The 26,750-nt window shown below is 59.4% G+C and carries 27 protein-coding genes; 15 read left to right on the top strand and 12 right to left on the bottom strand.

Features of this window, described 5'->3' with window-relative positions; genetic code table 11:
* Nucleotides 1-151 precede the first annotated feature (151 nt).
* Together HUO14_RS02345 and HUO14_RS02340 are read right to left on the bottom strand one after the other, a co-directional pair.
* A complete protein-coding gene (locus HUO14_RS02345; RefSeq protein ID WP_176278268.1) occupies nt 152-1,540 on the bottom strand; it encodes an MATE family efflux transporter in 1,389 nt (462 codons plus the stop codon).
* Nucleotides 1,541-1,607: 67 nt separating this feature from the next.
* A complete protein-coding gene (locus tag HUO14_RS02340) occupies nt 1,608-1,898 on the bottom strand; it encodes a YMGG-like glycine zipper-containing protein (protein WP_246255167.1) in 291 nt (96 codons plus the stop codon).
* Between the two features lie 237 nt (nt 1,899-2,135).
* On the opposite strand from HUO14_RS02340, the gene HUO14_RS02335 reads away from it, so the two are divergent.
* From HUO14_RS02335 to HUO14_RS02325, 3 genes are all read left to right on the top strand, one after another.
* The gene (locus HUO14_RS02335) at nt 2,136-3,275 is read left to right on the top strand and encodes an indoleamine 2,3-dioxygenase (protein ID WP_246255164.1); all 1,140 of its coding nucleotides are present in this window, start codon (nt 2,136-2,138) and stop codon (nt 3,273-3,275) included.
* Between the two features lie 101 nt (nt 3,276-3,376).
* The gene (locus HUO14_RS02330; protein WP_176278266.1) at nt 3,377-4,732 is read left to right on the top strand and encodes a GntP family permease; all 1,356 of its coding nucleotides are present in this window, start codon (nt 3,377-3,379) and stop codon (nt 4,730-4,732) included.
* Nucleotides 4,732-5,247, top strand: a complete 516-nt coding sequence (locus HUO14_RS02325; RefSeq protein ID WP_176278265.1) for a GNAT family N-acetyltransferase — start codon at nt 4,732-4,734, stop codon at nt 5,245-5,247. The genes HUO14_RS02330 and HUO14_RS02325 overlap by 1 nt, the downstream gene beginning before the upstream one ends.
* Nucleotides 5,248-5,310: 63 nt before the next feature.
* On the opposite strand, the gene HUO14_RS02320 is transcribed toward HUO14_RS02325, so the two are convergent.
* The gene (locus tag HUO14_RS02320; RefSeq protein ID WP_246255162.1) at nt 5,311-5,910 is read right to left on the bottom strand and encodes a PadR family transcriptional regulator; all 600 of its coding nucleotides are present in this window, start codon (nt 5,908-5,910) and stop codon (nt 5,311-5,313) included.
* 226 nt (nt 5,911-6,136) lie between these two features.
* On the opposite strand from HUO14_RS02320, the gene HUO14_RS02315 reads away from it, so the two are divergent.
* On the top strand, nt 6,137-7,264 hold the full coding sequence (locus HUO14_RS02315) for a serine hydrolase domain-containing protein (protein WP_176278263.1): 1,128 nt from the start codon (nt 6,137-6,139) through the stop codon (nt 7,262-7,264).
* A gap of 90 nt (nt 7,265-7,354) precedes the next feature.
* Here HUO14_RS02315 and HUO14_RS02310 read toward each other — a convergent pair whose 3' ends face one another.
* Nucleotides 7,355-8,557, bottom strand: a complete 1,203-nt coding sequence (locus tag HUO14_RS02310) for a PQQ-dependent sugar dehydrogenase (RefSeq protein ID WP_176278262.1) — start codon at nt 8,555-8,557, stop codon at nt 7,355-7,357.
* 119 nt (nt 8,558-8,676) lie between these two features.
* Here HUO14_RS02310 and HUO14_RS02305 point away from each other — a divergent pair, with 119 nt between their 5' ends.
* Nucleotides 8,677-9,135 (top strand): hypothetical protein, encoded by a 459-nt coding sequence (locus HUO14_RS02305; RefSeq protein WP_176278261.1) that lies wholly within the window; start codon nt 8,677-8,679, stop codon nt 9,133-9,135.
* Nucleotides 9,136-9,242: 107 nt separating this feature from the next.
* On the opposite strand, the gene grpE is transcribed toward HUO14_RS02305, so the two are convergent.
* The 3 genes from grpE to HUO14_RS02290 all read right to left on the bottom strand — a co-directional run bounded on the left by grpE (nt 9,243) and on the right by HUO14_RS02290 (nt 11,620).
* Entirely contained in the window at nt 9,243-9,842 is a 600-nt protein-coding gene (gene grpE / locus HUO14_RS02300; protein ID WP_176278260.1) for a nucleotide exchange factor GrpE, read from the bottom strand.
* Nucleotides 9,843-9,865: 23 nt separating this feature from the next.
* The gene (gene hrcA, locus HUO14_RS02295) at nt 9,866-10,915 is read right to left on the bottom strand and encodes a heat-inducible transcriptional repressor HrcA (RefSeq protein WP_176278259.1); all 1,050 of its coding nucleotides are present in this window, start codon (nt 10,913-10,915) and stop codon (nt 9,866-9,868) included.
* 78 nt (nt 10,916-10,993) lie between these two features.
* On the bottom strand, nt 10,994-11,620 hold the full coding sequence (locus HUO14_RS02290) for a hypothetical protein (RefSeq protein WP_176278258.1): 627 nt from the start codon (nt 11,618-11,620) through the stop codon (nt 10,994-10,996).
* 128 nt (nt 11,621-11,748) lie between these two features.
* On the opposite strand from HUO14_RS02290, the gene rph reads away from it, so the two are divergent.
* Together rph and rdgB are read left to right on the top strand one after the other, a co-directional pair.
* Nucleotides 11,749-12,462 (top strand): ribonuclease PH, encoded by a 714-nt coding sequence (gene rph / locus HUO14_RS02285; RefSeq protein WP_100094286.1) that lies wholly within the window; start codon nt 11,749-11,751, stop codon nt 12,460-12,462.
* A gap of 124 nt (nt 12,463-12,586) precedes the next feature.
* Nucleotides 12,587-13,213, top strand: coding sequence for an RdgB/HAM1 family non-canonical purine NTP pyrophosphatase (rdgB, locus tag HUO14_RS02280; RefSeq protein ID WP_176278257.1), 627 nt, complete (start codon nt 12,587-12,589; stop codon nt 13,211-13,213).
* 90 nt (nt 13,214-13,303) lie between these two features.
* On the opposite strand, the gene HUO14_RS02275 is transcribed toward rdgB, so the two are convergent.
* Entirely contained in the window at nt 13,304-13,891 is a 588-nt protein-coding gene (locus tag HUO14_RS02275; protein WP_176278256.1) for a CAP domain-containing protein, read from the bottom strand.
* A gap of 39 nt (nt 13,892-13,930) precedes the next feature.
* Here HUO14_RS02275 and hemW point away from each other — a divergent pair, with 39 nt between their 5' ends.
* The 7 genes from hemW (at nt 13,931) to HUO14_RS02240 (ending at nt 22,216) form a co-directional block, all read left to right on the top strand.
* Nucleotides 13,931-15,073 carry a radical SAM family heme chaperone HemW gene (hemW, locus tag HUO14_RS02270; RefSeq protein ID WP_176278735.1) on the top strand — a complete coding sequence of 381 codons (1,143 nt, stop codon included), beginning with the start codon at nt 13,931-13,933 and terminating at the stop codon, nt 15,071-15,073.
* 86 nt (nt 15,074-15,159) lie between these two features.
* Complete coding sequence (locus tag HUO14_RS02265; RefSeq protein ID WP_217907883.1) at nt 15,160-16,947, top strand: long-chain-acyl-CoA synthetase; 1,788 nt, start codon at nt 15,160-15,162, stop codon at nt 16,945-16,947.
* 293 nt (nt 16,948-17,240) lie between these two features.
* Nucleotides 17,241-18,176 (top strand): tyrosine recombinase XerC, encoded by a 936-nt coding sequence (locus tag HUO14_RS02260; protein WP_176278254.1) that lies wholly within the window; start codon nt 17,241-17,243, stop codon nt 18,174-18,176.
* A 212-nt stretch (nt 18,177-18,388) separates the two neighbouring features.
* On the top strand, nt 18,389-19,201 hold the full coding sequence (locus HUO14_RS02255; RefSeq protein ID WP_176278253.1) for a universal stress protein: 813 nt from the start codon (nt 18,389-18,391) through the stop codon (nt 19,199-19,201).
* Between the two features lie 19 nt (nt 19,202-19,220).
* On the top strand, nt 19,221-19,382 hold the full coding sequence (locus HUO14_RS02250) for a hypothetical protein (protein WP_176278252.1): 162 nt from the start codon (nt 19,221-19,223) through the stop codon (nt 19,380-19,382).
* 135 nt (nt 19,383-19,517) lie between these two features.
* Nucleotides 19,518-20,711 (top strand): GGDEF domain-containing protein, encoded by a 1,194-nt coding sequence (locus tag HUO14_RS02245; RefSeq protein WP_176278251.1) that lies wholly within the window; start codon nt 19,518-19,520, stop codon nt 20,709-20,711.
* 440 nt (nt 20,712-21,151) lie between these two features.
* Entirely contained in the window at nt 21,152-22,216 is a 1,065-nt protein-coding gene (locus tag HUO14_RS02240; RefSeq protein ID WP_176278250.1) for a GGDEF domain-containing protein, read from the top strand.
* Nucleotides 22,217-22,318: 102 nt separating this feature from the next.
* Here HUO14_RS02240 and HUO14_RS02235 read toward each other — a convergent pair whose 3' ends face one another.
* The 4 genes from HUO14_RS02235 to rsmI form a co-directional block, all read right to left on the bottom strand.
* Nucleotides 22,319-22,921 (bottom strand): DedA family protein, encoded by a 603-nt coding sequence (locus tag HUO14_RS02235; RefSeq protein ID WP_176278249.1) that lies wholly within the window; start codon nt 22,919-22,921, stop codon nt 22,319-22,321.
* 21 nt (nt 22,922-22,942) lie between these two features.
* The gene (gene gshB / locus HUO14_RS02230) at nt 22,943-23,899 is read right to left on the bottom strand and encodes a glutathione synthase (protein WP_176278248.1); all 957 of its coding nucleotides are present in this window, start codon (nt 23,897-23,899) and stop codon (nt 22,943-22,945) included.
* A gap of 277 nt (nt 23,900-24,176) precedes the next feature.
* A complete protein-coding gene (locus HUO14_RS02225) occupies nt 24,177-24,530 on the bottom strand; it encodes a YraN family protein (protein WP_176278247.1) in 354 nt (117 codons plus the stop codon).
* 100 nt (nt 24,531-24,630) lie between these two features.
* Complete coding sequence (gene rsmI / locus HUO14_RS02220) at nt 24,631-25,470, bottom strand: 16S rRNA (cytidine(1402)-2'-O)-methyltransferase (protein ID WP_176278246.1); 840 nt, start codon at nt 25,468-25,470, stop codon at nt 24,631-24,633.
* Nucleotides 25,471-25,530: 60 nt separating this feature from the next.
* Here rsmI and HUO14_RS02215 point away from each other — a divergent pair, with 60 nt between their 5' ends.
* A complete protein-coding gene (locus tag HUO14_RS02215; RefSeq protein WP_246255158.1) occupies nt 25,531-26,664 on the top strand; it encodes a penicillin-binding protein activator in 1,134 nt (377 codons plus the stop codon).
* The last annotated feature ends 86 nt before the right edge of the window (nt 26,665-26,750 follow it).

Raw genomic sequence — 26,750 nt, 5'->3', positions numbered from 1 at the left:
CAAAATAGCGGACATACGCAATTTCCCTGAGCAGGAACCGAGATTCTGTGCCGTCCGGATCAGAGCGCAGCAGAGCAGGCCTATGCAGACCTCTTGGCGTACCAGTGTGCGCTGTGTTGCAGAAGTGCCGTTCCGTCCATCGGCGAGTTGATTACGGCAGCAGCCCCAGCTTTGACCGCATCATCCAGCGCGCCAGCATCAGCACGGAGACCACGCCCAGTCCCCCGGCCAGCCCCGTCCAGATGCCGACGCCTTCCCATCCCTGCCAGAAGGCAAGGCTGGCACCAAGACCGATTCCGATGAACCAATATCCCATCAGCGCGAACAGCATCGGCATGGTCGTGTCATGCAGGCCGCGCAACATGCCGGCGCCGACCACCTGGGCGCCGTCGACGATCTGGAAAATGGCAGCTATCGCCAGAAAGCTGACGGCCAGTGCAGCGACCTCGGCATTGCCGGGCGCGCTGGCATCGATGAACATCGAGATCAGAAAATCGGGAGCCAGAACGAACACCAGCGCCATCGCTGCCATGAACGATGTACCAAGAATGAAGCTGACCCAGCCCGCACGCTTGATTGCGGCATGGTCTTTCCGGCCATATTGAATTCCCACGCGCACTGTCGCTGCCTGGCCCAGGCCCATTGGCACCATGAATGTAAGCGCAGCCAGCTGCAAGGCTATGGCGTGGGCCGCTACCGAAGCGGTACTGATCAGCCCCATCAGCAGGGCTGCAAAACCGAATACAGAGCCTTCCAGTCCCATGGTCACGGCTATCGGCAGGCCCAGCTTCCACATCGCGCGAAAGCGCTGCCAGTCGCTGCGCCAGAAGCGACCGAACAGATGATAGCGGCGAAAGCGCTTGTGGCGCATCACGACGATCGCCATGCCGGCGAACATCAGCACATTGGTCATCACGCTGCCGATACCGGCTCCGACTACGCCAAATTCCGGTACCCCGAACTTGCCGAAAATCAGGGCATAGTTGAACAGGGCATTGGACAGCACGGCAATGACGCTGATGATCAGCGCCCAGACCGGTTGTTCCAGCGCCGAGATAAAATTGCGCAGGATTATGAAGAACAGGAACGGCAGGATCGACCACATATAGGCGCTGATATAGGTGCCGGCGATCGCAGCGAGATCCGGTTGCTGGCCGAATGTCACCAACAGGGCTTCGGTATTCCAGAGCAAAATCCAGAAGGGCAGGATCACCGCTACCGCTGCCCACAACGCTTGCCGAAACGTGCGGCGCACGTCGCGGACGCTGTGTTGCATCCGGCCGATTTCGCTGGCCATCATCGGGGCGGAAGCGGTTATCAACCCCATGCAGAAAATTGCGGCGGTCATCGCCAAGTTAAAGCCCAGCGTTGCCGCCGCCAGTTCGCGCGCGCCGAGCCAGCCGAGCATCAGCACATCGGTCGCCCCGATCAGCGCCATTGTCAGATTCGACAGGATCAGGGGCCAGGCGAGCGAGATGGTGGCGCGCAGTTCGTGCCGCCAGGGGTGTTGCTCTCGCAGGCTGAGGGGCGCACTTGTCATCGGCGCGCGTTAGCCCATGCCGCAAAGCTAAGCTAGTGAAACTCCGCCCTGATCAGAGAATGAATATCTATCTGGGATCGCGCGGGTAGCCGCGTGTTCCGTAGCAATCATCGTCAAGCCGTCCGTCGCGGTCATAGCCGTCGCAGCCGTCATTCTTGTCGATGAAATAGCCGCCCGCTGCCCCGGCTGCAGCGCCGATGGCCGCACCCTCGAGCACATTGCCACCGGTTATCGCACCGATTGCCGCGCCTGCTGCTGCCCCAGCGCCGGCACCTTCGGCCGCATAATTCTGGGCACAAGCCGATAGACTGATTGCTGCGGTTCCGGCCAGTGCCAGTTTACTTGCGTATTTGATCATCTTCCTACTCCTCAACATTGTCCGATAATATATGAACACGCACGCCCGCCGATGGTTCCTGAACGAGCAATTTTTGCCGGACGGGACGCATCATAAGCGCGGCGGATTGCTGCCGGCACCAGGCAGCGAATTTCGATTTGCCCGATCTGCTTTCATTTGATACCATCTCCCCGTTGTGCAAGCGGCCCAACCCGCGCTTGCCCAAATGGTGACCCTATGAAATTGTCAGATTATGATATGTCCGCTTCCCGCGGATTTCTTTCGCATTTCCAGATTGTCGATATTGACCTTCCCGATATTTTTGTTCCGGTTGTCGAGGCAGCAGAAAATCTCTCCGGCCTGATGACAACCGGCCGGATACGGCACTGGCTGGACCGCCTGCCCGCACTCGACCTGACCGAATGGGCGGCCAACGCGCCGGAAGAGCAGGTTCGCGTGGCGATGGTCCGCTATTCCTTTCTGGTGCAGGCCTATGTCTGGGGCGAAAGCGACGCTCCGACCGCCCTGCCCGCCAATCTCGCACGACCCATCGTAGCGCTGGCTGACCGGCTCGATCAGGCCCCGTTGCTGCCCTATAGCGGCTATGTGCTCGACAATTGGGCGCAGCTAGATTCTTCAGGCCCGATCGCGCTCGACAATGTCTATATGGTCCAGAATTTCTACGGTGGAGCGGACGAAAACTGGTTTGTCCTGATCCATGTGGCGATCGAGGCGGCAGCAGCTCCTCTGCTGGATCTAGCCTGCCATCTGGTTGAGGCAGTCAAAGCGGAAGATACCGCCCGGACGACTGCTTTACTGGAAGACATGGAAGGACATTGGGACAAGGTGAACGCGATATTCGACCGGATGCCCGACCGCTGTGATCCCTATATCTACTATCAGCGGGTGCGACCCTATATCCACGGCTGGGCCAATAATCCGGCGCTGCCCGATGGGCTGATCTACGAGGGCGTCGAGAAATATGCGGGCAAGGGCCAGTCGTTTCGCGGCCAGACCGGATCGCAAAGCTCGATCGTTCCGAGCATGGATGCACTGTTTCAGGTCCAGCACGGCCATGACCCGTTGCGCAATTTTCTCGACGAGCTGCACGCCTATCGCCCGGCCCAGCACCGGCGCTTTATCGAGGATTTGCGCGAACAGAGCAAATTGCGCGAATTTGCCATAGCCAGCGGCGATCCGGCGCTCAGGGCGGCATTCAACGCCAGCGTCGAGCAGGTGGCACGCTTTCGCACCCGGCATCTCGAATATGCCGCCAGCTATATCAACAAGCAGGCGTCGAACGGCAAAGGCAATGATACCGAAGTCGGTACCGGCGGCACGCCGTTCATGAAATATCTGAAAAAGCATCGTGACGAGAACCGGGCGCAGTTGATCTGATCGCGCCTTTCCCGCCCCCGGTGGGCTCTCCACGGATTTAGCGGTTGCACCCCGGGCTTGGCCTCTGCCATGAGGCAGTGGTCAAGTTTCGGGGGACATATATGCTATCGGCAATCGGGCTAATTGGCGGACTGGCGCTGCTCATCTGGATGACGGTACGCGGGGTCAATATCCTGATTGCCGGACCGGTTGCCGCGGCGGTGGTTGCCCTGACCAGCGGGATCGCGTGGCTACCGCCACTTGCGGTTGCAGGCGATCCGGACTTTGCGACCGCCTATATGGACGGCTTTGTCGGCTTCTTCAAAAGCTGGTTCTTCATGTTCGTGCTCGGCGCGATTTTCGGCGAGATCATGGGAGCCAGCGGAGCGGCAGCGAGCGTCGCCCACTGGATTGTCGAGAAGATCGGGATCAAGCATGCCGTGCTGGCCGTGGTCGCCGCCTGCGCGGTGCTGACCTATGGCGGGGTCAGCGTGTTCATCGTCGCTTTCTCGGTCTATTCGCTCGCCGTCCACCTGTTCCGCGAGGCCAATTTGCCGCGGCGGTTCATACCCGCCGCCCTGGCCTTCGGTTCGGTCACATTCACCATGACCAGCGCCGGATCGCCGGAAATCCAGAATCTGATCCCGATGGAATTTCTCGGCACCACCGCTTACGCCGGCTGGCAGGTGAGCATCATTGTCGCGCTGTTCATGGCCGTGGCCGGACATTTTTGGCTGAACCACATGGTCCAGCGCGCGGTCGCCAAGGGCGAGCATTTCGTCGGTCGCGAAAGCGACGACCACAACACGGATTATGACAATCTCCCGGCGCCGCTGCTGTGTATCCTGCCTCTGGTCGCGGTGCTGGCGATATTCCTGATCTTTCAATATCCGCAGGACATGGGTCCGCTGTCGGCCATCCTGCCGCAGAGCTCGCTGGACAAATGGGCGCTGGTGGCGGCGCTGGGATCGGGTGCCGTTGTTGCGCTCGCGGTTGGCTATCGAAAGCTCAGATCCATGCCCGAAGCCTTTTCGCGCGGCGCGACCAGCGCGGTGGTGGCGATCACCAATACCTGCGCGGTCGTCGGATTCGGTGCGGTGGCCAAGCTGTCGCCAGCCTTTCAGGAAGCACTGATACTCGTGCAGAATATCCCCGGCAGCCCGCTGATCGGCGCAGCCATTGCGGTCACCGTGATCGCCGGCCTGACCGGTTCAGCAAGCGGTGGCCAGTCGATCGCCCTGCCCTTGATCGCGCCGCATTATCTCGACGTCGGCGCGCAGCCGGACGAACTACACCGCGTCGTCGCCATCTCCTCCGGCGCGCTCGATAGCCTGCCGCACAATGGCTATGTCGTGACCACGATCCGCGCGGTTTGCGGCGAGACCCACAAGGATGCCTATGGCGCGGTCGGGGCGTTGACCGTGGTGATACCGGTAATAGGGACGATCATGGCGGTGGTCCTTTTCACGATGTTCTGATGGCCATCACGACCCGCCTCTATCGCCCCGAAGACCGGCAGGCGTTCATTGATCTCAACCGAGACTGGATCGAGGAATATTTTGAGCTCGAGGACAGCGACCGCGAACAGTTGGAGGAATTGGAAACATCAATCCTGGATAAGGGCGGGCAGATCATCGTCGCCCTACTCCACGACAGGGTGGCTGGAACCGGAGCGATTCTGCCGCCGCACTGTGATCCGGGCGATGGTCGAAAATGGCTGGAAATTGTCAAGATGGCGGCGCGCAAGGGTCTGCGCGGACAGGGCATCGGGCGCGCGGTGATCGATGCGCTGATCCAGCAAGCCCGCGCCATGGATGCCGATGCGGTCTGGCTCGAAACCAACGCCGACCTGACAGCCGCGATCCGGCTGTACGAGCGCAGCGGCTTCCGGCATCTGGGCAGCGATGATCTCTGGCCGACGCCTTATGCGCGCTGCAATGTGCAGATGGTGCTCGAGCTTTCTTCTGCCGCCGCAGCGCAGGCCGGGGCCTGAACCACGGGCCGCGAGACTCACATAGGCGGGTTGGATCCCAGCCTTCGCCGGGATGACAATATTCTATTTCAGCCGCTCGATCTTGCTCGCAGCCTCGTCAATGATGGCGGTGACTTCCAGGATCTTTTCCGATCCCTTTTCCTCGTCACCCAGACGGATGCTGATAGCGCTCTTCAGATTGTGCATCGCGCGGCGGACGGATGCGCCATTGCTGGCCTCGCCCATTTTCGACACGCCTTCCAGCCGGGACAGGATCTCGGCGACATGCGCTTCCTCCTCTGCCAGTAGGGCCGAGCCGGCATCGGTGATCGAATAGATTTTCTTGCCGTCGCCATCGACCTTTTCGTCGATCAGGTCCATTTCCGCCATCAGGGTCAGCGTCGGATAGACGATCCCCGGACTCGGCGCATAATGGCCGCCGGTCAGTTCCTCGATCTGACGGATCAGATCATAGCCGTGCCGCGGTTCTTCCGCGATCAGGTGTAACGCCAGAAGCTTCAGTTCGCCACGCCGGAACATCCTTGCGCGCCGCTTGCCCTTGGCGCCTTCAAAGGCGGCCTGAGCGAAGGCCCGGGCGATCTTCTCGCCAGGCGATCCGCCTCTTCCGCGGCCTCTGCCCCGTCCCCGGTCAGGTCCTTCGTGGCCACCGGGTCCAAATCTCATTCCATGTCTCATTTTATCGTCTTTCTGTCTGCATAAGATGTTCTTAAGATATATCTTAGAATATTCTTTGCAATAGGAGAATTGCAGTAAACGGGCAAGTGTCTGAAAATTTGCAAGAATAACTGAGGGTCTGTCGATACAATACCGGCTGCGGTGCGCGTTAAAGATATTGGTTTAATCGCTGCAAGCTGTTAATCGAACAGTTAAAGCCCAGCTGGAGAGATCAATGGAAACCCCTATTCACGGTAAATGCGACCCGCGCTTTGCGGCGGTACAAGCGGCTTTCGAGAAGAATTTCCGCGAACATGGGGACGTTGGCGCATCGGTTGCGGTCACCTTGAATGGCGAATTTGTCGTCGATCTGTGGGGCGGCCATCTCGACGAGGCGAGGACAGAAGAGTGGCGCGAAGACAGTCTGGTCAATGTCTGGTCGAGCACCAAGACGATGGCGGCGATGTCGCTGCTGCTGCTCGCGGATCGTGGCGAGGTCAATCTTCATGCCCCGGCTGCGACCTATTGGCCCGAATTTGCGCAAAATGGCAAGGAAACCGTCGAAGTCCGGCACTTTCTTAGCCATAGCGCGGGACTTTCGGGGATGGATGAAAAAGTCGAGGGCGACGCGCTCTATGACTGGGAATGGATGACCACCGCTCTTGCAAAACAGGAACCGTGGTGGGAGCCGGGAAGCCAGTCAGGCTATCACGCCATCACCCAGGGCCATTTGATCGGGGAGATAGTCCGGCGGGTCTCCGGTCAATCGATTGGCAATTTCTTTCGTCAGGAGATTGCCGAGCCTACCGGCGCGGATTTCCATATCGGCGCTGATGCCAGCCTTGATGCGCGCATCAGCAACCTCATCCCGCCCAAAAGCGGTCCTGCGCCCCAGTCGGCATCCATCGCCGGCCGCACCTTTGCCAATCCCCGCGTCGATGCCACCCAGCCCGGCCAGAGAGCCTGGCGCGCCGCGGAAATTCCTGCGGCTAATGGTCAGGGCAACGCCCGCAGCATAGTCCGCGCCCAGACCGCGATGGCCAATGGCGGCCAGGCGTTCGGCAAGACGATCCTGTCGGAAGCCGGCACGAAAAGGATTTTCGAGCAACAGACCGACGGAACGGACCTCGTGCTCGGCCTGCCGCTGACCTTTGGCCTGGGCTATGGCCTCAACGGCGCGGCAACCCCGATCAGTCCGAACAAGAACACCTGCTTCTGGGGCGGCTATGGGGGGTCGTCGGTGATTGTCGATCAGGACGCTGGCCTGTGCTTTTCCTATGTGATGAACAAGATGGAAACCGGGCTGCTGGGCGATCCGAGGGGATTCGGGCTGGCGGCGGCCATGTATATGGCGGTGGCCTAGTCCAGGACGGCCACCAGTCGCACAACGAGGGTCGTGCAGAGCCGGATCAGGCGATTCTGTTGGCAGTGCCGAGCATATCGCCCAGCACCCCTATTTCGGGCGCACCCGCAAGATCTTGCTGGTCGGGCCGCTTTCGTCTTCGGTCAGCAGATAGAGAAATCCGTCCGGCCCGGTGCGCACATCGCGGAAACGTGTGCCTAGCTCGCCGAACAGTTCCGACTGTTTGCCGAGCGAACCGTCGGCCTTAATATCGACATGGCGCACATGTTTGAGCGCCAGCGCCGAGAGAAACAGATCGCCCTGCCAGTCCGGAAAGGCCTCACCCGCATATTGGGCAAAGCCGGACGGCGCGATTGACGGGGTGAAATGGACCAGCGACTGCTCGGTCCCTGCAAACGCTTCAAAAGGCGAAATCCGGCCACCGGAGTAATCCAGCCCGTAGGAGGCGGTCGGCCAGCCATAATTGACGCCGCGCCTGATATCGTTGATTTCGTCGCCACCCGCCGGGCCATGTTCATTTTCGAGAACGCGGCCATCGGACGCGAGAATGATGCCTTGCTGGTTGCGGTGCCCATAGCTCCAGATTTCCGGCAGCGCGCCGTCCTGTCCGACAAAGGGGTTGTCCGCCGGGACGCTGCCATCATCGTTCAGCCGGATGATCTTGCCGAAATGATTGTCCAGCTCTTGCGCCTGCTCGCGGAAGTGGAAGGCATCGCCGACCGGCATCATCAGCGCGCCGTCGGGCAGGAAGATGATCCGCGCGCCATAATGATTGCCCTGCACCCGGCTCGGCGAGGCGGCAAATATCTGCTTGCCATTGCGAATTTGTGGCGCGCCGTCCGCATTGTCATATTCAAACCGCATCAGGGAAAGCGTGTTGGTGCCATCGCCTTGCTCGGCGGCATAGGAGATATAGATCAGGCCGTTTTCGGCAAAATCGGGGTGCAGCGCCACATCGAACAGACCGGCCTGCGCGCCGGGGGCGGTGTGAACCCGCGGATATGGCTCGCCGCTGGCAAAGTCATGCAGCAGCGTCGCGGTGCCGTCGGGGGCGATCTGCTTGAGCTTGCCCGTCCGCTCGGTCACCAGCATCGCGCCATCGGGCAGGAAGGCGAGCGACCAGGGATGATCGAGACCGTCCGCCACTGTTTCAATCGTGTAATTGACCGGCCCGGCATCGACCCGGCCGACAGCTTCGCTGGTCTTGGTGCCGCTGGAGGACGCCCCCTGGTTCGAACAGGCCGCCAGCGCGCCGATTGCGACAACGGAAAGGAATATCTTTAAGTTTCGCATATCGGCTCCCTGTGTGATGGCGCAGTCTAGCAAATTTCCGCGGCCTGACCAGCCTCTTCAAATCAGCCCTTGATCGTCGGGACAAAGCCTATAGGCTGCGCTGCTGACGGGAGAATTTCATGACGCGCTTCATTCGCTGGATATTGGGTCTGATAGCGGCGGCGCTGGTGACCTATGTCATCGGGACCGCGCTAAATTCCCAATCGGTCATCGCCATGCACGATATTTCCGTGAGCTTCGGCGACCGGCTGAACATGACCCTGTTCGATATTTCCAACATGGTCGCCTATCTGGCGATCATCGCGATTGCACTGCTGATCGGTTTTCTGATCGCCACCCTGTTGAAGCGCTTTCTGCCCAATCTGGCGCGGGTCGCCTATCCCATAGCCGGAGCCGCCGCGATGGCGGTCGTGCTGGGCGCGATGTATATGGTGTTCCAGACCATCCCGGTCAGCGGCGCGCGCTCGACCATGGGTTTTCTCTCGCAGGTCCTCGCTGGCGGCATCGGCGGATGGGTGTTTGCGCGGATTGCGGTGTGGCCGGCGAAGTCTGTCATCCCAGCGAAGGCTGGGGCCTAAACCGAGGTCGGTGTGTCTCACGCAGGCGGGTTGGATGCCAGCCTGCGCTGGCATGACGGGATGGGTCGGTTCTTCTGTGAAAGCCTTAGCTAATCAAACGGAAGCGTCTATTCTTCCGCCTTCTTCGCCACGCCGACAAAGGCCGGCCGCAGCAGGCGGTCCTTGATGACATAGCCGGCCTGCATTTCCTGGACGATGGTGCCGGGTTCATGCTCGTCGGTCGGGATTTCGACCATCGCCTGGTGCTGGTTGGGGTCGAGCGGGAGGCCGACCGAGGCGACGCGCTTGATGCCGTTTTTCTCGAACACGGATTGCAGCTCGCGACCGGTGGCCTCGATGCCGTTGATCAGGCCCTTCCACTTTTCCTCGTCCTTGACCTCGGCGGGAATCGCTTCGAGGGCCCGCTGCATATTGTCCATCACCGAGAGCATGTCGCGGGCAAAGCCGGTCGCGGCATAGGCGCGGGCGTCCTGCGCGTCCTTTTCGAGGCGGCGGCGGACGTTCTGGGTTTCGGCCTGAGCATAGAGAACCGCCTGCTGGGCTTCGGCCAGTTCATTTTCCAGAGCCTCGATACGGTTGTCGGAATTTTCCGGCTGGGAAACATTCGCTTCTCCACCGTCTTTCATGGATTCCGGCACGCCATCCAGTTCGGCGGCTGCGGCTGCGTCGCCATTGTCTTGTCCGGGATTCTGCTTGGTATCGCTCATGTTCTAAATCACTCTAATTTCTATTATTTCGTCAGCAATCGCGACAGGGTTTGCGCGGTAAAGTCTACCATGGGTACCACGCGGGCATAATTCAACCTTGTCGGACCGATTACACCGACCACGCCAACCACCTGTCCGTCGCCGTCCTTGTAGGGCGCCGCTATCACAGATGAGCCGGAAAGGGAGAATAATTTATTCTCGGCGCCGATAAATATTTTTGCTGCTTCCGCGTCGCGGGCATTGTCGAGCAGACGGGCGATTTCCTGCTTGGCTTCGAGTTCGTCGAGCAAGCGCCGCACCCGGTCGAGATCGGCCAGCGCGCTATTGTCCTGCAGCAGGTTCGCCTGTCCGCGAACGATCAATACCGGTCGGTCCGACGGATCGCGGCTCCAGGTGACCATGCCGGCCCTGACCAGCTCTTCCGACGCCTTGTCGATAGCCAGTTCGCCGGCGCTGATTTCTCCGTCGACCGTCGCCAGCGCCTGGCTGAGCGTCTTGCCGCCATAGCGGGCGGTGAGATAGTTGCCGGCTTCGACCAGGGCCGATTCCGACACGCCGGGCGGCAGGTCGAGCACCCGGTTTTCGACGCCGCCATCCTGCGACACGAGGATCGCCAGCCCCTGCCCTTCGGACAATTTCACGAAACTGAATTGTTTGAGCAACGGCTCGCGCTTGGGCACCAGCACGAGACCGGCGCAGGACGACAGACCGGAGAGGATTGAAGTTGTAGCGCGCAGGGCATCCTCGACCGGCCCCCGTTCGGTGATCTGGCTCTCGATCGCGTCGCGCTCTTCCTGGGTCGGGACCGCAGCCTGCATCATGCCGTCGACAAACAGGCGCAGGCCGATTTCGGTCGGCACCCGTCCGGCGCTGGTATGGGGGGCGGCGAGCAGGCCCAGCTCCTCTAGATCCTGCATGACATTGCGGATCGAGGCGGGGGAAAGTTCGAGGCCGGGGGCTTTCGATATGGTCCGCGACCCGACCGGCGCGCCGGTGTCGAGATAGGATTCCACCACGACACGGAAAATGTCCTGCGCGCGGGTGGTCATTTCGGTGATCGGGGTGTTGGTCATGGGTGATAGATAGATTAAATATCAGCTAGTTTCTAGCGCGATACATACATTAGGTTCTGAAAGTGCGTCCCTTAGTTTCTAATTTTCTGAAAAGTGATCAGGAAGTTTTTCAGTTAAAGTTTCCAAACTAATTTCATCATGAACGAATTGAGCCATCCATGAGGTTATGTGTGTGGGATTATGGGATTGTTCTACAGCCGGATCATATTCTCTACAAAATAGTCCGAACTTCATTATAAACTGACGGTACTCATAAGGAAGCCCCGATACAGTTGCATAATTAATCATTTTGACTAATTCTCTATTGACCTTTGCCTTGTCCGTAGCCGCAGTACTGAAAGAAGCAAACTGCAACACATTTAGTCCTTCGATTAACTTTACCCGAGCTCTGGCTTTTTCCTTCGCGAGCCTCTTTGACAACATTCTTTCCGGCTTCTTAAGTTCCAATTCTAGCATCAATTTTTTTTCTACCGCGTCTTTCCATAAAGAGTAGGGTGCCCAGAACAAACGGATAACAACAAATAAGACGGCCACGGCACCAATATAAGCGAAAGCATCATTGCCCGCAGAAACCGGTAATTTAAAACCAAAAAACTTGCCTAAGGCCGGGAGAGCTGATGCTACCAAAACTTGCAATCCATCCGTTATTCTAGGCGCCGGATGAAAGGCTCTTTTTAAAACTTCTTTCAAGAAAATCCAATACATGATTTTAACATGCCTCAGCTTCCAAAGTTTGTGGAGTCAAATCATCGCACCGGCGTTTCTTTCTAACGTTGCTTGAATATCATTAAAAAGATAGAGCCACCGCTTCAAAGCCACAGGAGAATCATCACATGCGACCATCGGGCCGTGCGCCGGACGAAATGCGCGCCATTTCCATCGAAACCGGATTTACCAAACATGCCGAGGGAAGCTGCCTGATCAGCTTTGGCGATACGCGGGTGCTGTGCACCGCCAGCATCGAGACGAGCCTGCCACCGTGGATGCGCGGCAAGGGTACCGGCTGGGTTACCGGCGAATATTCGATGCTGCCCCGCGCGACGCATACCCGTGGATCGCGCGAAGCGGCGCGCGGCAAGCAATCCGGCAGAACGCAGGAAATCCAGCGGCTTATCGGACGCTCCTTGCGCTCGGTCGTCGATCTCAAGAAGCTTGGCGAGCGGCAAATCACGCTCGATTGCGACGTGATCCAGGCCGATGGCGGTACACGGACTGCCTCGATCAGCGGTGCCTGGGTGGCGCTGCGGCTGGCGGTCAACGGCCTGCTCGACCAGAAAGTGCTCAAGGAAGACCCGATTCAGCAGAAGATCGCCGCGATCAGCTGCGGTATCTTTGACGGCACGCCGGTGCTCGATCTCGACTATGACGAGGACAGCAATGCCGGCGCCGACGCCAATTTCGTACTGACCGGCGATGGCAATATCGCCGAAGCGCAGGCGACTGCCGAGGGCCAGACCTTTGACGACGAAGGGCTGATGCGCTTGATGCGACTGGCGAAAATCGGCTGCGGCCAGATTTTCGAGGCGCAGGACAAGGCGGTCGGTTAGGATTTAGAGAGAAAAGAAGAACAGCGTCATGCCAGCGAAGGCTGGCATCCAAGCCAATATTGCGAGACTCACAATCATTGGTTTGGGCCCCAGCCTTCGCTGGGGTGACGAATGAGGGAATAGAATGACCCACCGCAAACTTGCCCCCGGACGCCTCGTGATCGCCAGCCATAATCAGGGCAAGGTGCGGGAAATCCGGGCGTTGCTGGAGCCTTATGGCATCGAGCCGGTGTCGGCAGGCGATCTCGGATTGCCGGAGCCGGAAGAAACCGGGACGAGCTTTGCCGAAAATGCGCTGCTCAAGGCGCGGGCCAGCGCGGAGGGTGCGGATTGCGTGGCGCTGGCCGATGACAGCGGGCTGTGCGTCACGGCGCTGGGCGGCAAGCCGGGTGTATATACCGCCGACTGGGCCGAGCGGCAACGGTTCGAAGGCGCGCCCGGCCGCGACTGGTACATGGCGATGGGCAAGGTCGAAGGGCTGATCGCAGAGCAAGGACCGGATGTCGATCGCAGCGCCTATTTTGTGGCGACGCTGGCGCTGGCCTGGCCGGATGGCCATTCGGAAATTTTCGAGGGGCGCGTCGAGGGCAAGCTCGTCTGGCCGCCGCGGGGCGCATTGGGTTTCGGCTATGATCCGGTGTTTCAGCCTAACGGGTTCGGACAGACATTTGCCGAGCTTGATCCGGCGCAGAAACAGGCGATGAGTCACCGCGCGGATGCGTTTGCGAAACTGGTTGCGGCCTGCCTCTAAACTGTCATTCCAGCGAAGGCTGGAACCTGAACCAAGGCTAGTGACACTCACAAAAGCGGGTTGGATGCCAGCCTGCGCTGGCATGACGCATCACCCGTTCAGCGGATCGCGTCCGACGATATTGCCCGCCGGGCTATAGCGACAGACTAGAAAATCGTCGCGGGCATTGCTGGCTACGGCGCAGCCGACCCGCAGGCTGGTCGGCCAGATGATCTGGGTATAATGGGCGACATCGCCCCAGGTTCCGGTGGTGCTGTTGTCGGGAAACAGGCCGCGCTTGAAATAGCGGTCCTCGTCGACCCAGGCGCCGATCATTTCCCCGTAACTATAGGCATCGCGCGTACCCATCCACAGATTCTCGCCTTGCCGCGGGTTGCGACCGGTCTGCGGATCATGGGCGAATTTCCCGGTACGCGCGAGACTGGCGGCATAGATTGCGGCGTCCTTGGCCAGTTCGCTATTCCACACCAGTTTCGGCGCACCGACCCTGACGCGGGCGTCATTATGCGCCCGCATCATCGCGCTCTGCAGCCGTGCTTCACCGCGCGGCTTGGGCTCCATGCTGGTGCGGGTCTCGACAAATGTCGCGGGTTCCGGGCTTTGCGATGTTCCGGCGGAACAGGCGGCAAAGGCTGGCGTGATCAGGAGGATGGCGCTAAGGGCGCGGAATATATGCATGAACTGGCCTCTACAATGGAAAATCTGAACAGGACCAATATGGGGCCTCTGGCTCTCTATATCCACTGGCCGTTCTGCGTGTCCAAATGTCCCTATTGCGATTTCAACAGCCATGTCCGCGCGCAAGTCGATGTCGCGGCGTGGGAGAGCGCCCTGCTCGCCGACATGGCACATGAAGCGGCGCTGGTACCGGGGCGCAAGCTGTCGAGCATCTTCTTCGGCGGCGGCACGCCCTCGCTGATGCCGCCGGCGCTGGTCGAGCGGCTGATTGCGGAGGCGGAGCGCCGCTGGGGCTTTGCCGAAGATATCGAAATCACGCTGGAGGCAAATCCGTCTTCGGTCGAGGCGGCGAATTTTCATGATCTGGCCCGGACGGGCGTCAACCGGGTGTCGCTGGGCCTGCAATCGCTCGACGACCAGACGCTCGAATTTCTCGGTCGCGCGCATGATGTCGAGGAAGGTCTGGCCGCGCTGGATACCGCGCAGCAGGCGTTCGGCCGGGTCAGCTTTGACCTGATCTATGCCCGTCCCGGGCAATCGCTGGACGACTGGCAGGCGGAACTGGACCGCGCGCTCGGGTTCGGTACCGGCCATATGTCGCTTTATCAGCTGACCATCGAGCCGGGCACGCGGTTCGAGACTTTGGTGCGGACCGGCAAGCTGATCCCCGCCGACGATGACCATTGCGCCGACCTGTTCGAGCTCAATCGCAGCATGATGACCGCCGCCGGCCTGCCCGCTTACGAGATCAGCAATCATGCGAAACCGGGTCAGGAAAGCCGTCATAATCTGACCTACTGGCGCTACGAGGATTATATCGGCATCGGTCCTGGCGCGCACGGACGGCGGCTGGACAGCGCGACCGAGCGGCACAAGAAGCCGGAAAATTTCCTCTCGGCGGTGGAACGCAATGGCAATGGCCTGAAGGTCGAACAGCCTTTGTCAGCAGCAACGCGGGCGATGGAAGCGCTGATGATGGGCCTGCGGCTGGCCGAGGGTGTCGATCTGGCCGCGCTGTCAGACAAGACCGGACTGACGGCGGCGCAGATGGTCGATGGGGCAGCCATCGATCAGCTCGCCGGTCTGGGCCTGCTCGACGCCGCAGGGGGACGCTTGATGATATCGCCCCGGGGCATGCCGCTGCTTGATGCGCTCTTGCCAAAGATCATCGCAGACATCTGAGATCGCACGCATTTTTCTATCGCCGATGGGCGTTGAATATTTTCAGCTTAGCTGTCACACTCGACCAAAATATGGGGAGAGAAGCCGTGGGAATATTCAGCGTCATCAAGCGCGAGATCGATTTCACCCGTTCGCTGAAAAATGTGATGGCGCAGGTCAAGGATATCGATGCCGACGCGCCGATCCTGATCACCGACGATATCGAAGCCACGATCGACCGTTTTCCGGACAAGATCGCCTTTTATTTCGAAGGCGGCAGGGTGACCTATGGCGAATTTGAAGCCCGCGCCAATCGAATCGCGAACTGGGCGCTGGCGCAGGGCTATAAGGCGGGTGACACGGTCGCCCTGTTCATGGAAAATGCACCCGATTTTGTCGCCACCTGGTTCGGCCTGTCGAAGGTCGGGATCATAACGGCGCTGATCAACAGCAATCTGGAGGGCGCCGGCCTCGCCCATTGTCTGAACATTGTCGAGACTAAAGCGGTGATCACTACCGCCGATCTGGCGCCCCGCGTGTCGCATATCGCTGCCCAGCTCGACGGATCACCGGCGCTGTGGGACTGGGATGGCGAAGTCGGACTGGACCTCAACAACGCCCTGGCCGCCCTGCCCTCTGATCGCCCCGATAAAAGCCATCGCGCGCATATGACCGGCAAGGGCCTGTTCCTCTATGTCTATACATCGGGCACCACCGGCCTGCCCAAGGCGGCGCGCATCTCCCACGCCCGGGCCCGGCGCAGTTTTCGCATCGCCATTTCGACCTGCCCGCTGACGCCGGAAGACCGCATCTATATCACCCTGCCGCTCTATCATGTGACCGGCGGTTTCATCGGCATGGGCGGCGCCTTGCTCAGCGGGGCGTCGGCGATCCTGCGGCGCAAATTCTCCGCCTCCCAATATTGGGAGGATGCCGCCGACAATGGCGCCACGGTGATCGTCTATATCGGCGAGCTGTGCCGCTATCTGCTCAACCAGCCGGACCATCCCAAGCAAAGCGCGCACAAGGTTCGGGTCGGCATCGGCAATGGCCTGCGCGCCGATATCTGGCAGCAGTTTGTCGACCGTTTCCAGGTGCCCAAGCTGCTCGAAATCTATGGATCGACCGAGGGCAATATCTTCCTGATGAATTTTGACGGCAAGATCGGCGCTGTCGGCCGGATCCCGAAATATCTGGAGAAACAGTTCGGTGATACCAGGATCGTGAAATTCGACATCGCCGAGGAACAGCCCGTGCGCGGCGAGGACGGTTTCTGCATCAATGCGGACTGGGACGAGCCGGGCGAGCTGATCGGGCGAATTTTCAAGGACAGCCCTTCGGACTTTTCCGGCTATCAGGACAAGGAAGCGACCGAGAAGAAAATCCTGCGCGACGTGTTTGAAAAGGGCGATGCCTGGTTCCGCTCGGGAGATCTGATGAGCCGCGACCGCGCCGGCTATATCTATTTCAAGGACCGGATCGGCGACACGTTCCGCTGGAAGGGCGAGAATGTCGCGACTAACGAAGTCTCCGAAGTGCTCTCGCAATATCCCGGGATAAAGACCGCCAATGTCTATGGCGTTGAAGTCCCCGGCACCGATGGCCGCGCCGGCATGGCGTCGCTGACCGTCGCCGAAGATTTCGACATATCCGGATTGCGCGCCTTTCTGGCCGCGGAACTGCCGCCTTATGCCGTGCCTCTGTTCATCCGGATCGAGCCGGAGGCCCAGACCACCGGTACGTTCAAATATCGCAAGGTCGAGCTGGTTGAGGAAGGCTTTGATGTCAACGCGATCGATGATCCGGTCTGGTTCTGCAAGCCGGATGCGGAGGGCTATGCCGAGCTGACCAGGGCCGAACATGCGAAAATAGTGTCAGGTGAATATCGGTTGTAGGGACCGGTTTCAGCGAACGGGCGGGTTGTTTTTCCTCTCCCACAGGGAGAGGCAACAAGCCTTGGCAATTTATTGCCTTAGGCGCAGTCGGTGAGGGGTTCCTGCTCTCCCGGCTGTTCCAACCCCTCACCGAGTTGCGCAAACAAACAAGTTTGTAAGCTCCACTTGCCTCTCCCTACGGGAGAGGATGTTTGGAGATTGAATCCGGGTCTGCTAAACCATGTCCGTTCACCCTGAGCCTGTCGAAGGGTGACAGCCAGCGTATTTCGACAAGCTCAGCACGAACGGACCGTATGACCGATACCGCAAGCGCCCATATCAAGAGTTTCTCCGCCTATCTCCGCGATGACCGGCGGCGGTCGCAGCATACGGTGCGTGCCTATGTGATAACGGCGGAGCGGTTTACCGATTTTCTGATGGACCATATCGGTGGCGATGTCGGCATCGACGAAATCAAGGCGGTGACCCAGGCGGATATCCGCGCCTATCTCGCCTATCGCAGAGGTGACGGTCTGACCAACAACAGCGCCGCGCGGGAATTGTCGGCGTTGCGCGCCTTCCTCAAACATGTCGGCGGGGACGAAGCGCAGATTCCCAAGATCAAGGGGCCCAAGGTCAAGCGCGGCGTCCCGCGTCCGGTCTCGCCCGACGACATATTGGCGCTGGCCGGCGATGCGCAAGACAATGCCGGCGAAGACTGGATCGGCGCGCGCGACTGGGCGGTATTGCTGTTGCTCTATGGCTCCGGCCTGCGGATCAGCGAGGCGCTCGACCTGACCGGCGATGCCCTGCCCCTGTCCGACACGTTGCGGGTGACCGGAAAGCGCAACAAGACTCGGATCGTGCCGCTGCTGCCGCAGGTGCGTGAGGCAATCGAACATTATATCGACCTTTGCCCCTATCCGATTGCCCAGGATTTCGCCCGCTGCAAGAATGACAGGATCGGCGGCGCGCCGCTGTTCCGCGGCAAGCGCGGCGGTCCGCTTTCACCCAATATGATCCGGCGTGTGGTCCAGCAGGCGCGGACCAGGCTCGGCATCGCCGACAGCACCACGCCGCATGCCCTGCGCCACAGCTTTGCCACGCATCTGCTGGCGGGTGGCGCCGATTTGCGGAGCCTGCAGGAATTGCTGGGCCACGCAAGCCTGAGTTCGACGCAGGTCTATACCGCAGTCGATGCGGCGCATCTGCTTGATGTCTATCAGAATGCGCATCCGAGAGCGGGGTGAGAATATTGCCGACCTCAGCACCCTCGTGGGTGCTGAAGCGGCAATTCTGACGCACGGGCGATAGCAGCAATTGTCGAGATAAGCATCTACGTACACACCCTGATATAATTGCACTGAACGGCGGGCTAAATCTGAAAACTGAAGACCGTTCGCTCGCCCGTTTTGGTCGGGCGGATGCACAGACACATGAACGCAAAAGAGATGTTATTCCCATGGCCATGCAAATCCTAGTCGCCACCGATCTGACAGCCCGGGCAGACCGGCCGTTCGCGCGCGCCAAGCTGCTCGCCGACGTCCGCAACGCGGACCGAACTTTGCTATATGTAGGAAGCCCCAAAACCGAGGTCGATATCGAGAAAGTCGAGACCCTGTTGCGACGGAATTATGGCGCCGATGCCGAAGGCTGCAACCTTGCGATAAATTACGGCAAACCGCCCGAAGTCATAGCCGACACGGCGTCGCAGCTGAAAAGCGACCTGATCATTGTGGGGGCGGCTCGGCACAATAATATTTCCGATTTTTTCCTGGGCACGGCGGTTGACCATCTGGTCCACCATGCCCCCGCTCCCGTACTCATTGTGAAAGAACGACCGCGTGCGGAATATGGTCGAATATTGGTTGCGTCCGACTTTTCGGAATTTTCCGCTCATGCGCTTCGTACCGCGCTGGAGTTCTTCCCCGATGCAAAGATCGACCTCGTGCATGCCTATCACGTCGCCTATGAGGCCTGGCTGAAATCCGACGGGGTCGCAGACGAAATGCGGTCAGATGCGGAAAAGGAACTGCAAGCGTTCATGACCGGCTTGAACCTGTCGGAGAGCGATGCGGCGCGCGTCACCCCGCGCCTTGTCGAAGGCAATCTACACCAGTCGATATTCAATATGCTCGACAGCGGGGATTTTGATCTGCTGGTACTCGGAACACATGGACGGAGCGGCTTTGCCATGGCAACCATCGGCAGCCGGGCGAGCGAAATGATGGGCTGGTCACCGGTGGATGTGTTGATGGTCAGGAAACCACGCTAGATCAAGCTGCAGGCATAGCATGCTCAGCGGTTCGCCGCTGGTGCCCGATCTGATCCGCCATCTGGTCCAGCAGGCACCGACCAGGCTCGGCCTGCCCGACAGCACCACGCAAGTCTATTCGACGGTCAATGCGGTACATTTGCTGAACATATATGACAGCGCGCCTCCGCGGGCGACTTGAAACGCCTTTGCGGGAAACGGCAGCATTTCGCGATGACCGGGCCGCCGGGCCATTTCCATAGTCGCGTTAAGCCTGTTGGTTTTCTGCCGTTAAATGGCTCAACAATATTTCGCAAACCAGAGCCAAATTATGAAAATGACCGCGCCAGCAGAATTCGGGGCACATGCTACGCCGGTGAATTCGGACGAAATTGACCCGGGCAAGATCCAGCGCATCTTGCTGCGCCGGGTGCTTTCAGCCGGCATATCCGCACAGGTCCCGATGCTGTTCGGAGCGGCGCTGATGGGCTTTGCGGTCAACGGCCTTGGCACGGAAAAGCTGATGTGGACCCTGATCGCGGTGCAATTTGTTCTGCAATCTATCACCGCAATGGTCAGTGCCAATTTGCGGCGCAAACTGGATGCAAATCAGCCCGACCGTTTTCTATTCAGAATATTTGTCGGTCTCGAAGCATTGTCAGGAGCCGTCTGGGGGCTGATGATGCTACCGGTCGCCAAGGCTCTGGGAAACGGCCTAGGTCCGCTGTTCGTATGCATCACCTTGATCGTTACCATCACCATTGTCGCATTGATGCCAGCAGCCGTGCGGATTTTAAGCATCGCCGCGGTGACGGGATTTTTCGCGACCTTGTTTCCGCAGACCCTGTATTTCTATGATATTCTCGGCCCGCTGCCGATGGTCGCGACCCTGGTTCTGCCGCCGACATTATTCTGGATGACGGATGTCCATTCAAAACAGGTCAGAGCCGCGCTTGTAAACGAGCTGCAAAACGAGCGGCTTGCCCTTTTTCTAGAAGAATCCCTGCAACATGCTCAATATCTCGCCAGACATGACAGCCTGACCGGCCTGCTCAACCGCCGTGCATTTCAGGCGAAATTGGTGGAGCTGCGCCAAGAGCGGCCGGAAGCAGCCATTTCGATCATCCTGATTGATCTCGATCATTTCAAATCGATAAACGACAAATTTGGCCACGAGGCCGGCGATGCGGTGCTGGTATCCACCGCGGATATTATCAATAGCGTCACCAGACCGGACGACTTTTCCGCTCGCTGCGACGAGGCGACGGCGCGTTGGGGCGGCGAGGAGTTTATCATCGCTCTGGCGGGATGCCGGATCGAGGCCGCGGCGTCGGTATCGGAGCGCCTGCGTGCCCGGATTGCCGCACAAGCCGATCCGCATTGGCCGGACGGGCTTGGCGTGACGGGTTCCTTCGGCGTGGCGATATGGGACCATCAAGATGATCTGGCTGCCGGCATCGCAAAAGCCGACAAGGCTATGTATCGGGCCAAAATCTCCGGCCGCAACCAGGTTGAACTGGCGCTTCCGTAAATATCTCGACGATATCGAAACAAGACGCTGTTCCAATCGGCACGCGCGACCAGTGCGGTTACGGGTCTTTCCAGAAATTTCCTGATTATCCGGACCTGAGCTTGGTACAGCCCGCCACGGCAGTACGGGCCGCTTGTTCGATGGACGTATATGACAGCGCGCATTCACGGGTAGGCCAAAACGCCTATCCGAGAACTGGCAACAAATAGCGCTGACAATATCACCGCAACATTTGCATGTTGCCGTTAAGCTTTTGGGTTTCCAACCGTAAAATATCGTAACGAGAGTTTCCAAACCAGAGCCAAATTATGAAAATGACCGCGCCAGCAGAGTTCCGGGCGAATAGCACGCCACTTAATTTGGAGGAGATTGACGGCAGTGTAATCCATGGCATCATGCTGCGCCGCGTTCTTGCGATCGGCACGTCAAGTCATATAGCTATGTTGATCGCAGGCGCGCTTATGGGCTTCGGGGTGATAGGTATCGGCGATGAAAAGCTGATGTGGACCTTGATCGCGGTCCAGGTTGTCATTCAATGTATCGTGGCAACGGTAAACAAGATGTTGCGGCGCAGGCTGGAAGCACATCAACCCGTCCAGTTTCTATTTCCGATATTTGTCTTCCTTAAGGGGCTGACCGGGGCCCTTTGGGGGCTCATGATGCTGCCGGTCATGGCAAATCTGGGGGCCGGACCCGGGCCACTGCTCATATGTATTACCCTGATCGTCACCATTACGATTTCGGCAATGCTGACGACAGCCGTCTGGAGCATTAGCATTGCCGCGATCGCAGGGTTTTTCGTGACCCTGCTTCCACAGAATATCTATTTCTACGACGTCCTCGGACCGCTTCCGCTGGTTGTCACCCTGGTTCTGTCGCCGACATTAATCTGGATAACGCGAGGGCAATCGAAACAGGTCAAAGCCGCGCTTGTCAACGAGCTGCAAAACGAGCGGCTTGCTCTCTATCTCGAAGATGCCCTGCAGCATTCTGATTATCTCGCCCGACATGACAGTCTCACGGGCCTGCTCAACCGCCGCGCATTTCAATCAAAATTGATGGAGCTTCGCCAAGACCAACCGGATGCGGCAATTTCCATCATCCTGATCGATCTCGATCATTTCAAATCGATCAACGACAAATTCGGTCACGAAACCGGTGATGCAGTGCTGGTTTCCACTGCGGATATCATCGATAGCGTCACCAGACCCGATGACCTGTCCGCACGCTGCGACGAGGCGACGGCGCGCTGGGGCGGCGAGGAGTTTATTATTGCTCTGGTGGGGTGCCCGATCGAGGCCGCAGCGTCGGTATCGGAGCGCCTGCGCGCCCGGATTGCTGCGCAAGCCGATCCGCGTTGGCCGGATGGACTGAGCGTTACCGGTTCCTTTGGTGTCGCGATCTGGAATCATCACGAGGAGCTGGCGGTCGGGATCGCCCAGGCCGACAGAGCCATGTATCAAGCCAAGATCTCCGGTCGCAACCAGGTCGAACTGGCGCTTTGACAAACCGTCCGGACGATAGGGAAGCGTGAAGCTGTGCGATGATATTGGCCCGAGGGCTATGGTTTCAGCCAGCCATTGGCCCGGAGAGAAGCATATTCGCCGTCAATCCTCCTTCGGTCGCCAGAAGATGATCCGCCAGATATAGACCACCACCAGCATGCCGATCACACCCAGCGATACCGGCCCCAGATATTGCCCGATATCGTCGATATTCTGCTGCAGCGTATAGCCGGCATAGACCAGGGCGCTGTTCCAGACCGCGGCACCGGCGCTGGTCGCGAGGATAAAGCGCTTGTGCGACATGCCTAACAGGCCGGCGGGCACGGAGATCATCGTGCGGATATTGGGGATGAAGCGGGCGACGAAGACCACCCACTGGCCGTGATTGTCAAAAATCCGATCGATCCGGTTGACCGTATCCACGTCGAGCGTCAGCCAGCGGCCATGTTTGCGGACAAAGGCGCGCAGATCATCCTCGTTCCAGTGGCGGCCGACCATGAACCAGACATAATTGCCGGCCAGCGAGCCGACCGTACCGACCAGCACCAGCCAGGCCGGGTGAAATGTCCCCTGCCCCACGCCGACGCCGCCGAGGCCCATGATCAGCTCTGACGGGATTGGCGGAAAGATATTTTCCAGCGCCATCAGCAGAGCAATGGCCCAATAGCCCCCGTGCTCGATCAGATCGGTTACCCAGCTGCTCATCGCACGGGGCCTACGGCTCTGTTATTGCCCGGCAAGCCGCCGCTCGATCGCGTCCCAGATCATCCCCGGCGTATCGGTGCCGTTGAACTTGTCGATCGCGACAATGCCGGTGGGAGAGGTCACGTTGATCTCGGTCAGCCATTTGCCGCCGATCACATCGATGCCGACGAAGATCAGGCCGAGCCGTTTGAGGTCGGGGCCCATCGCCGCGCAAATTTCCTTCTCGCGCTCGGTCAGATCGGCCGCTTCGGCATAGCCGCCCTGCGCCAGATTGCTGCGGAATTCGCCTTCGCCGGGCTTGCGATTGATCGCGCCGGCGACTTCGCCGTCGACCAGCACGATGCGCTTGTCGCCCTGATGCACCTCGGGGAGAAAGGGCTGGACCATGTGCGGTTCCGGCCAGGTCTGGTTGAACACCTCGAACAGGGCGCTGAGATTGCTGCCGTCTTCGGGCACCAGGAAGATCGCCTTGCCGCCATTGCCGTGCAGCGGCTTGACCACCACCCCGCCATGTTCGGCCTGGAACGCGCGCACTTCGTCGAGATCGCGGGTGATCAGGGTTGGCGGCATGAACTGGGCGTAATCGAGCACATAGACTTTCTCCGGCGCGTTGCGGACGGAGACGGGATTGTTGACCACCAGCGTCTCGCCCTCGATCCGTTCGAGCAAATGGGTCGCGGTGATATAGCCAACGTGAAACGGCGGGTCCTGGCGCATCAGCACGACATCGACATCGCTGCCGAGATCGAGATTGACGGGGTCGCCAAAGCGGAAATAGTCGCCCTTTACCGGCTGCACCGTCACCGGATGGGCCGGCGTGGTCAGGCGGCCATTGGACTGCAGGGTCAGGCCCTTCACGTCATAATGGAAAATCTGATGACCGCGTTTCTGGGCGGAGAGCATCAGGGCGAAGCTGCTGTCGCCAGCGATATTGACGGTCTCCATCGGGTCCATTTGTACGGCGATTTTCAGGGTCATTTGCATTCCTCAGATATTTTCGAACCCGCTTACCGTTCGTGTCGAGCCTAGTCGAGACACATTGGCATTGCGGCAGTCGTCTCTCGACTTCGCTCGAGACGAACGGGAGAGATGCGTTTCTAACCGTTCGTCCTGAGCTTGTCGAAGGGCGTTTTTGTTTACCGTGGTAAAGGGAAAGTTCGATCGGTTGACCGTTAGTGGTGAGCCTGTCGAACCTAGCTGCTTGACGTCAGATGTCCTTCGACAAGCTCAGAACGAACGGTTTGTTGTTTGGATTCTAGAATCCATGCCACACATTCGTAAGATGTACGGGCAGACGTCTCGGCGCGACTAGGATCACGTCGATCCGCGCGTCTTCGCCCCTGGTGCAATATTGCGGATAGAGAATTTCCACCGCATCGGCGACGCGCCGGAGCCGGTTCAGATCGATCGCCTGTTCCAGATCTTCCAGCCTGGTGCGCGCTTTCACCTCGACAAAGGCAACCAGCCCGCCGCGCTTGGCGACCAGATCAACCTCGCCGCGCGGTGTCCGCACCCGTTCGTCCAATATCCGCCAGCCTTTCAGGCGCAGGAAGCGGGCCGCGGTCTTTTCGGCCTGACGGCCGCGTTTCTCGGCAGCCTCGCGTTTCATTCGGGCGGTGCCGGATGGGCTGTGCTGGTTGCTGCAAACGGTTGCGCTTGGCCATGTCCTTCGACAAGCTCAGGGCGAACGGTGAGAGAGGCACCCACGTTCATTTTTCCGATTTCCAGCGATTGGTCAGTTCATACAAAGCCTTGCGATCGGTATTGAACATGCGGGCAACCTCGCCGGCCGCTTTCGAAGCCGGCAGCCGGACCATGGCTTCGCGCAGCGCGGCCTCTATCTCCTCATCGCTGGCCGCTTCCGGCGCGCCCGGCGGGCCGATGATCACGACGATCTCGCCTTTCGGTTTTTCCGCGCCATAGCGCTGCGAAAGCTCGCTCAGCGAACCGGTTACAGCCTCTTCGAATCTTTTGGTGATCTCGCGTACAACAGCGGCCTTGCGATCCCCGAGCACAGACAGCGAGTCGGCGAGCATAGCGCCGAGACGGGAGCCATTTTCATAAAAGATCAGGCTGGCATTTAGCGTCTTCAGCGCGGCCAGCGATTCGGTCCGCGCCTTGGTTTTGCTGGGCAGAAAGCCTTCGAAAAGAAAGCGATCGCTGGGAAGCCCCGACAGGGTCAGGGCGGCGATTGCAGCGCTCGGGCCGGGTATTGTCGTGACGTAGAGGCCGGCGGCCTGCGCATCACGAACGAGCTTGTAGCCGGGGTCGGAGATCAAAGGCGTCCCCGCGTCGCTGACCAGTGCGACAATTTTACATCGGACCGCGTCCAAAATAGCCTCGCGATCGGACGCCGACTTATGGTCATTATAGACCATCATTCTGGACTTTTTTCCAATATGATTCAACAGCTTGCCGGTTACTCTTGTATCTTCGACCAGGATGATATCAGCAGCAGCGAGAGTTTCCTCGGCGCGGCGCGACAAATCTCCGAGGTTGCCGATCGGGGTGGCAACGATATAGAGACCGGATTGGGCAGGAGCAGACATATGACGGTCATGGCAGACAAGGTGTATCAAGGACAAGATCAAACGAGAAGGCGCCGCTTTTTGAAGTGGGCGGGCGTGTCCGCATTTGTCTTTCTCGCCGGTTGTGAAACCGTGGTTCCACGCGGTGCAGAACCGCCACCGGTCGCGACCCCGACCCCGCCGCCGGTAACCTCCGGCCTGCCCGATGACCAGAAGCATCACCGCATCGCCCTGCTGGTGCCACTGTCCGGCAAAAATGCCGGTGTCGGCCAGTCGCTGGCGAACGCGACAACCATGGCGCTGCTCGATACCCAGGCGGCCAATATCCGCATGACCAGCTATGACACCGCCAAAGGCGTGACCGCAGCAGCCCAAAGCGCGATCCGTGACGGCAACAAGCTGATCATTGGCCCCCTGCTCAGCGACAATGTCGTGGCGACGGCCAATATTGCCCGGCCCGCAGGCGTGCCGATCCTGAGCTTCTCCAACGACACCGGTGCCGCTGGCAACAATGTCTATATTCTGGGGCACATTCCGGCACAGTCGATTACCCGCGTTGTGGATTACGCAAAGTCCAAGGGCGTGAACCGCTTTGCCGCCCTGGTGCCCAACGGCGTCTACGGACAGCGCGCTTCATCAACCCTGCTCCGCCGGGTCAAGGATGTCGGTGGAACGGTCGTGTCGATCCAGACGTTCAATCGCGATTCCAAATCGATCGAGGCAGCGACCAAGAAACTCGCCGACAATGGTGATTTCGAAGCGGTGCTGCTCGCCGACAATGGTGACATGGCGATAAAGGCCGCGCCCTATATCCGCAAGAATGCCAGCGCGACCGCGCGGATTCTTGGTACTGATCTGTGGAACACGAGTAGCAATCTGGCCGGTGCGCCATCTATTCGCGGCGCATGGTTCGCCAGCGTTTCCGATAGCCTGTACAAACAATATGCCGACAAATATCGCGCCCGCTATGGCAGGGCACCGTTCCGGCTGTCGAGCCTCGGCTATGACTCGGTGTTGCTGACGGTCAAGGTTGCGCGCAACTGGAAAGTGGGATCGCCCTTCCCGATCAACCAGCTCACCGATCCGGGCGGGTTCATCGGGCTGGACGGCGTGTTCCGGTTCAAGGCCGACGGCGTTTCGGAACGCGCGCTGGAAGTTCAGGAAATCCGCAGCGGCAGCTTTGCCGTGATCGATCCCGCACCCAAGGGTTTTTGATCGAGCGGGTCGTCATCGGTTTTAGATAAAAGCTTCGTCATCCTGAATTTATTTCAGGACCTCCAAAACTCGCGCGCGATCTCAAG

Origin of the sequence: Parasphingorhabdus flavimaris (assembly GCF_013371215.1) — a bacterium.
Taxonomy (GTDB): Bacteria; Pseudomonadota; Alphaproteobacteria; order Sphingomonadales; family Sphingomonadaceae; genus Parasphingorhabdus; species Parasphingorhabdus flavimaris.
This window is presented reverse-complemented; position numbering and strand designations above follow the sequence as displayed.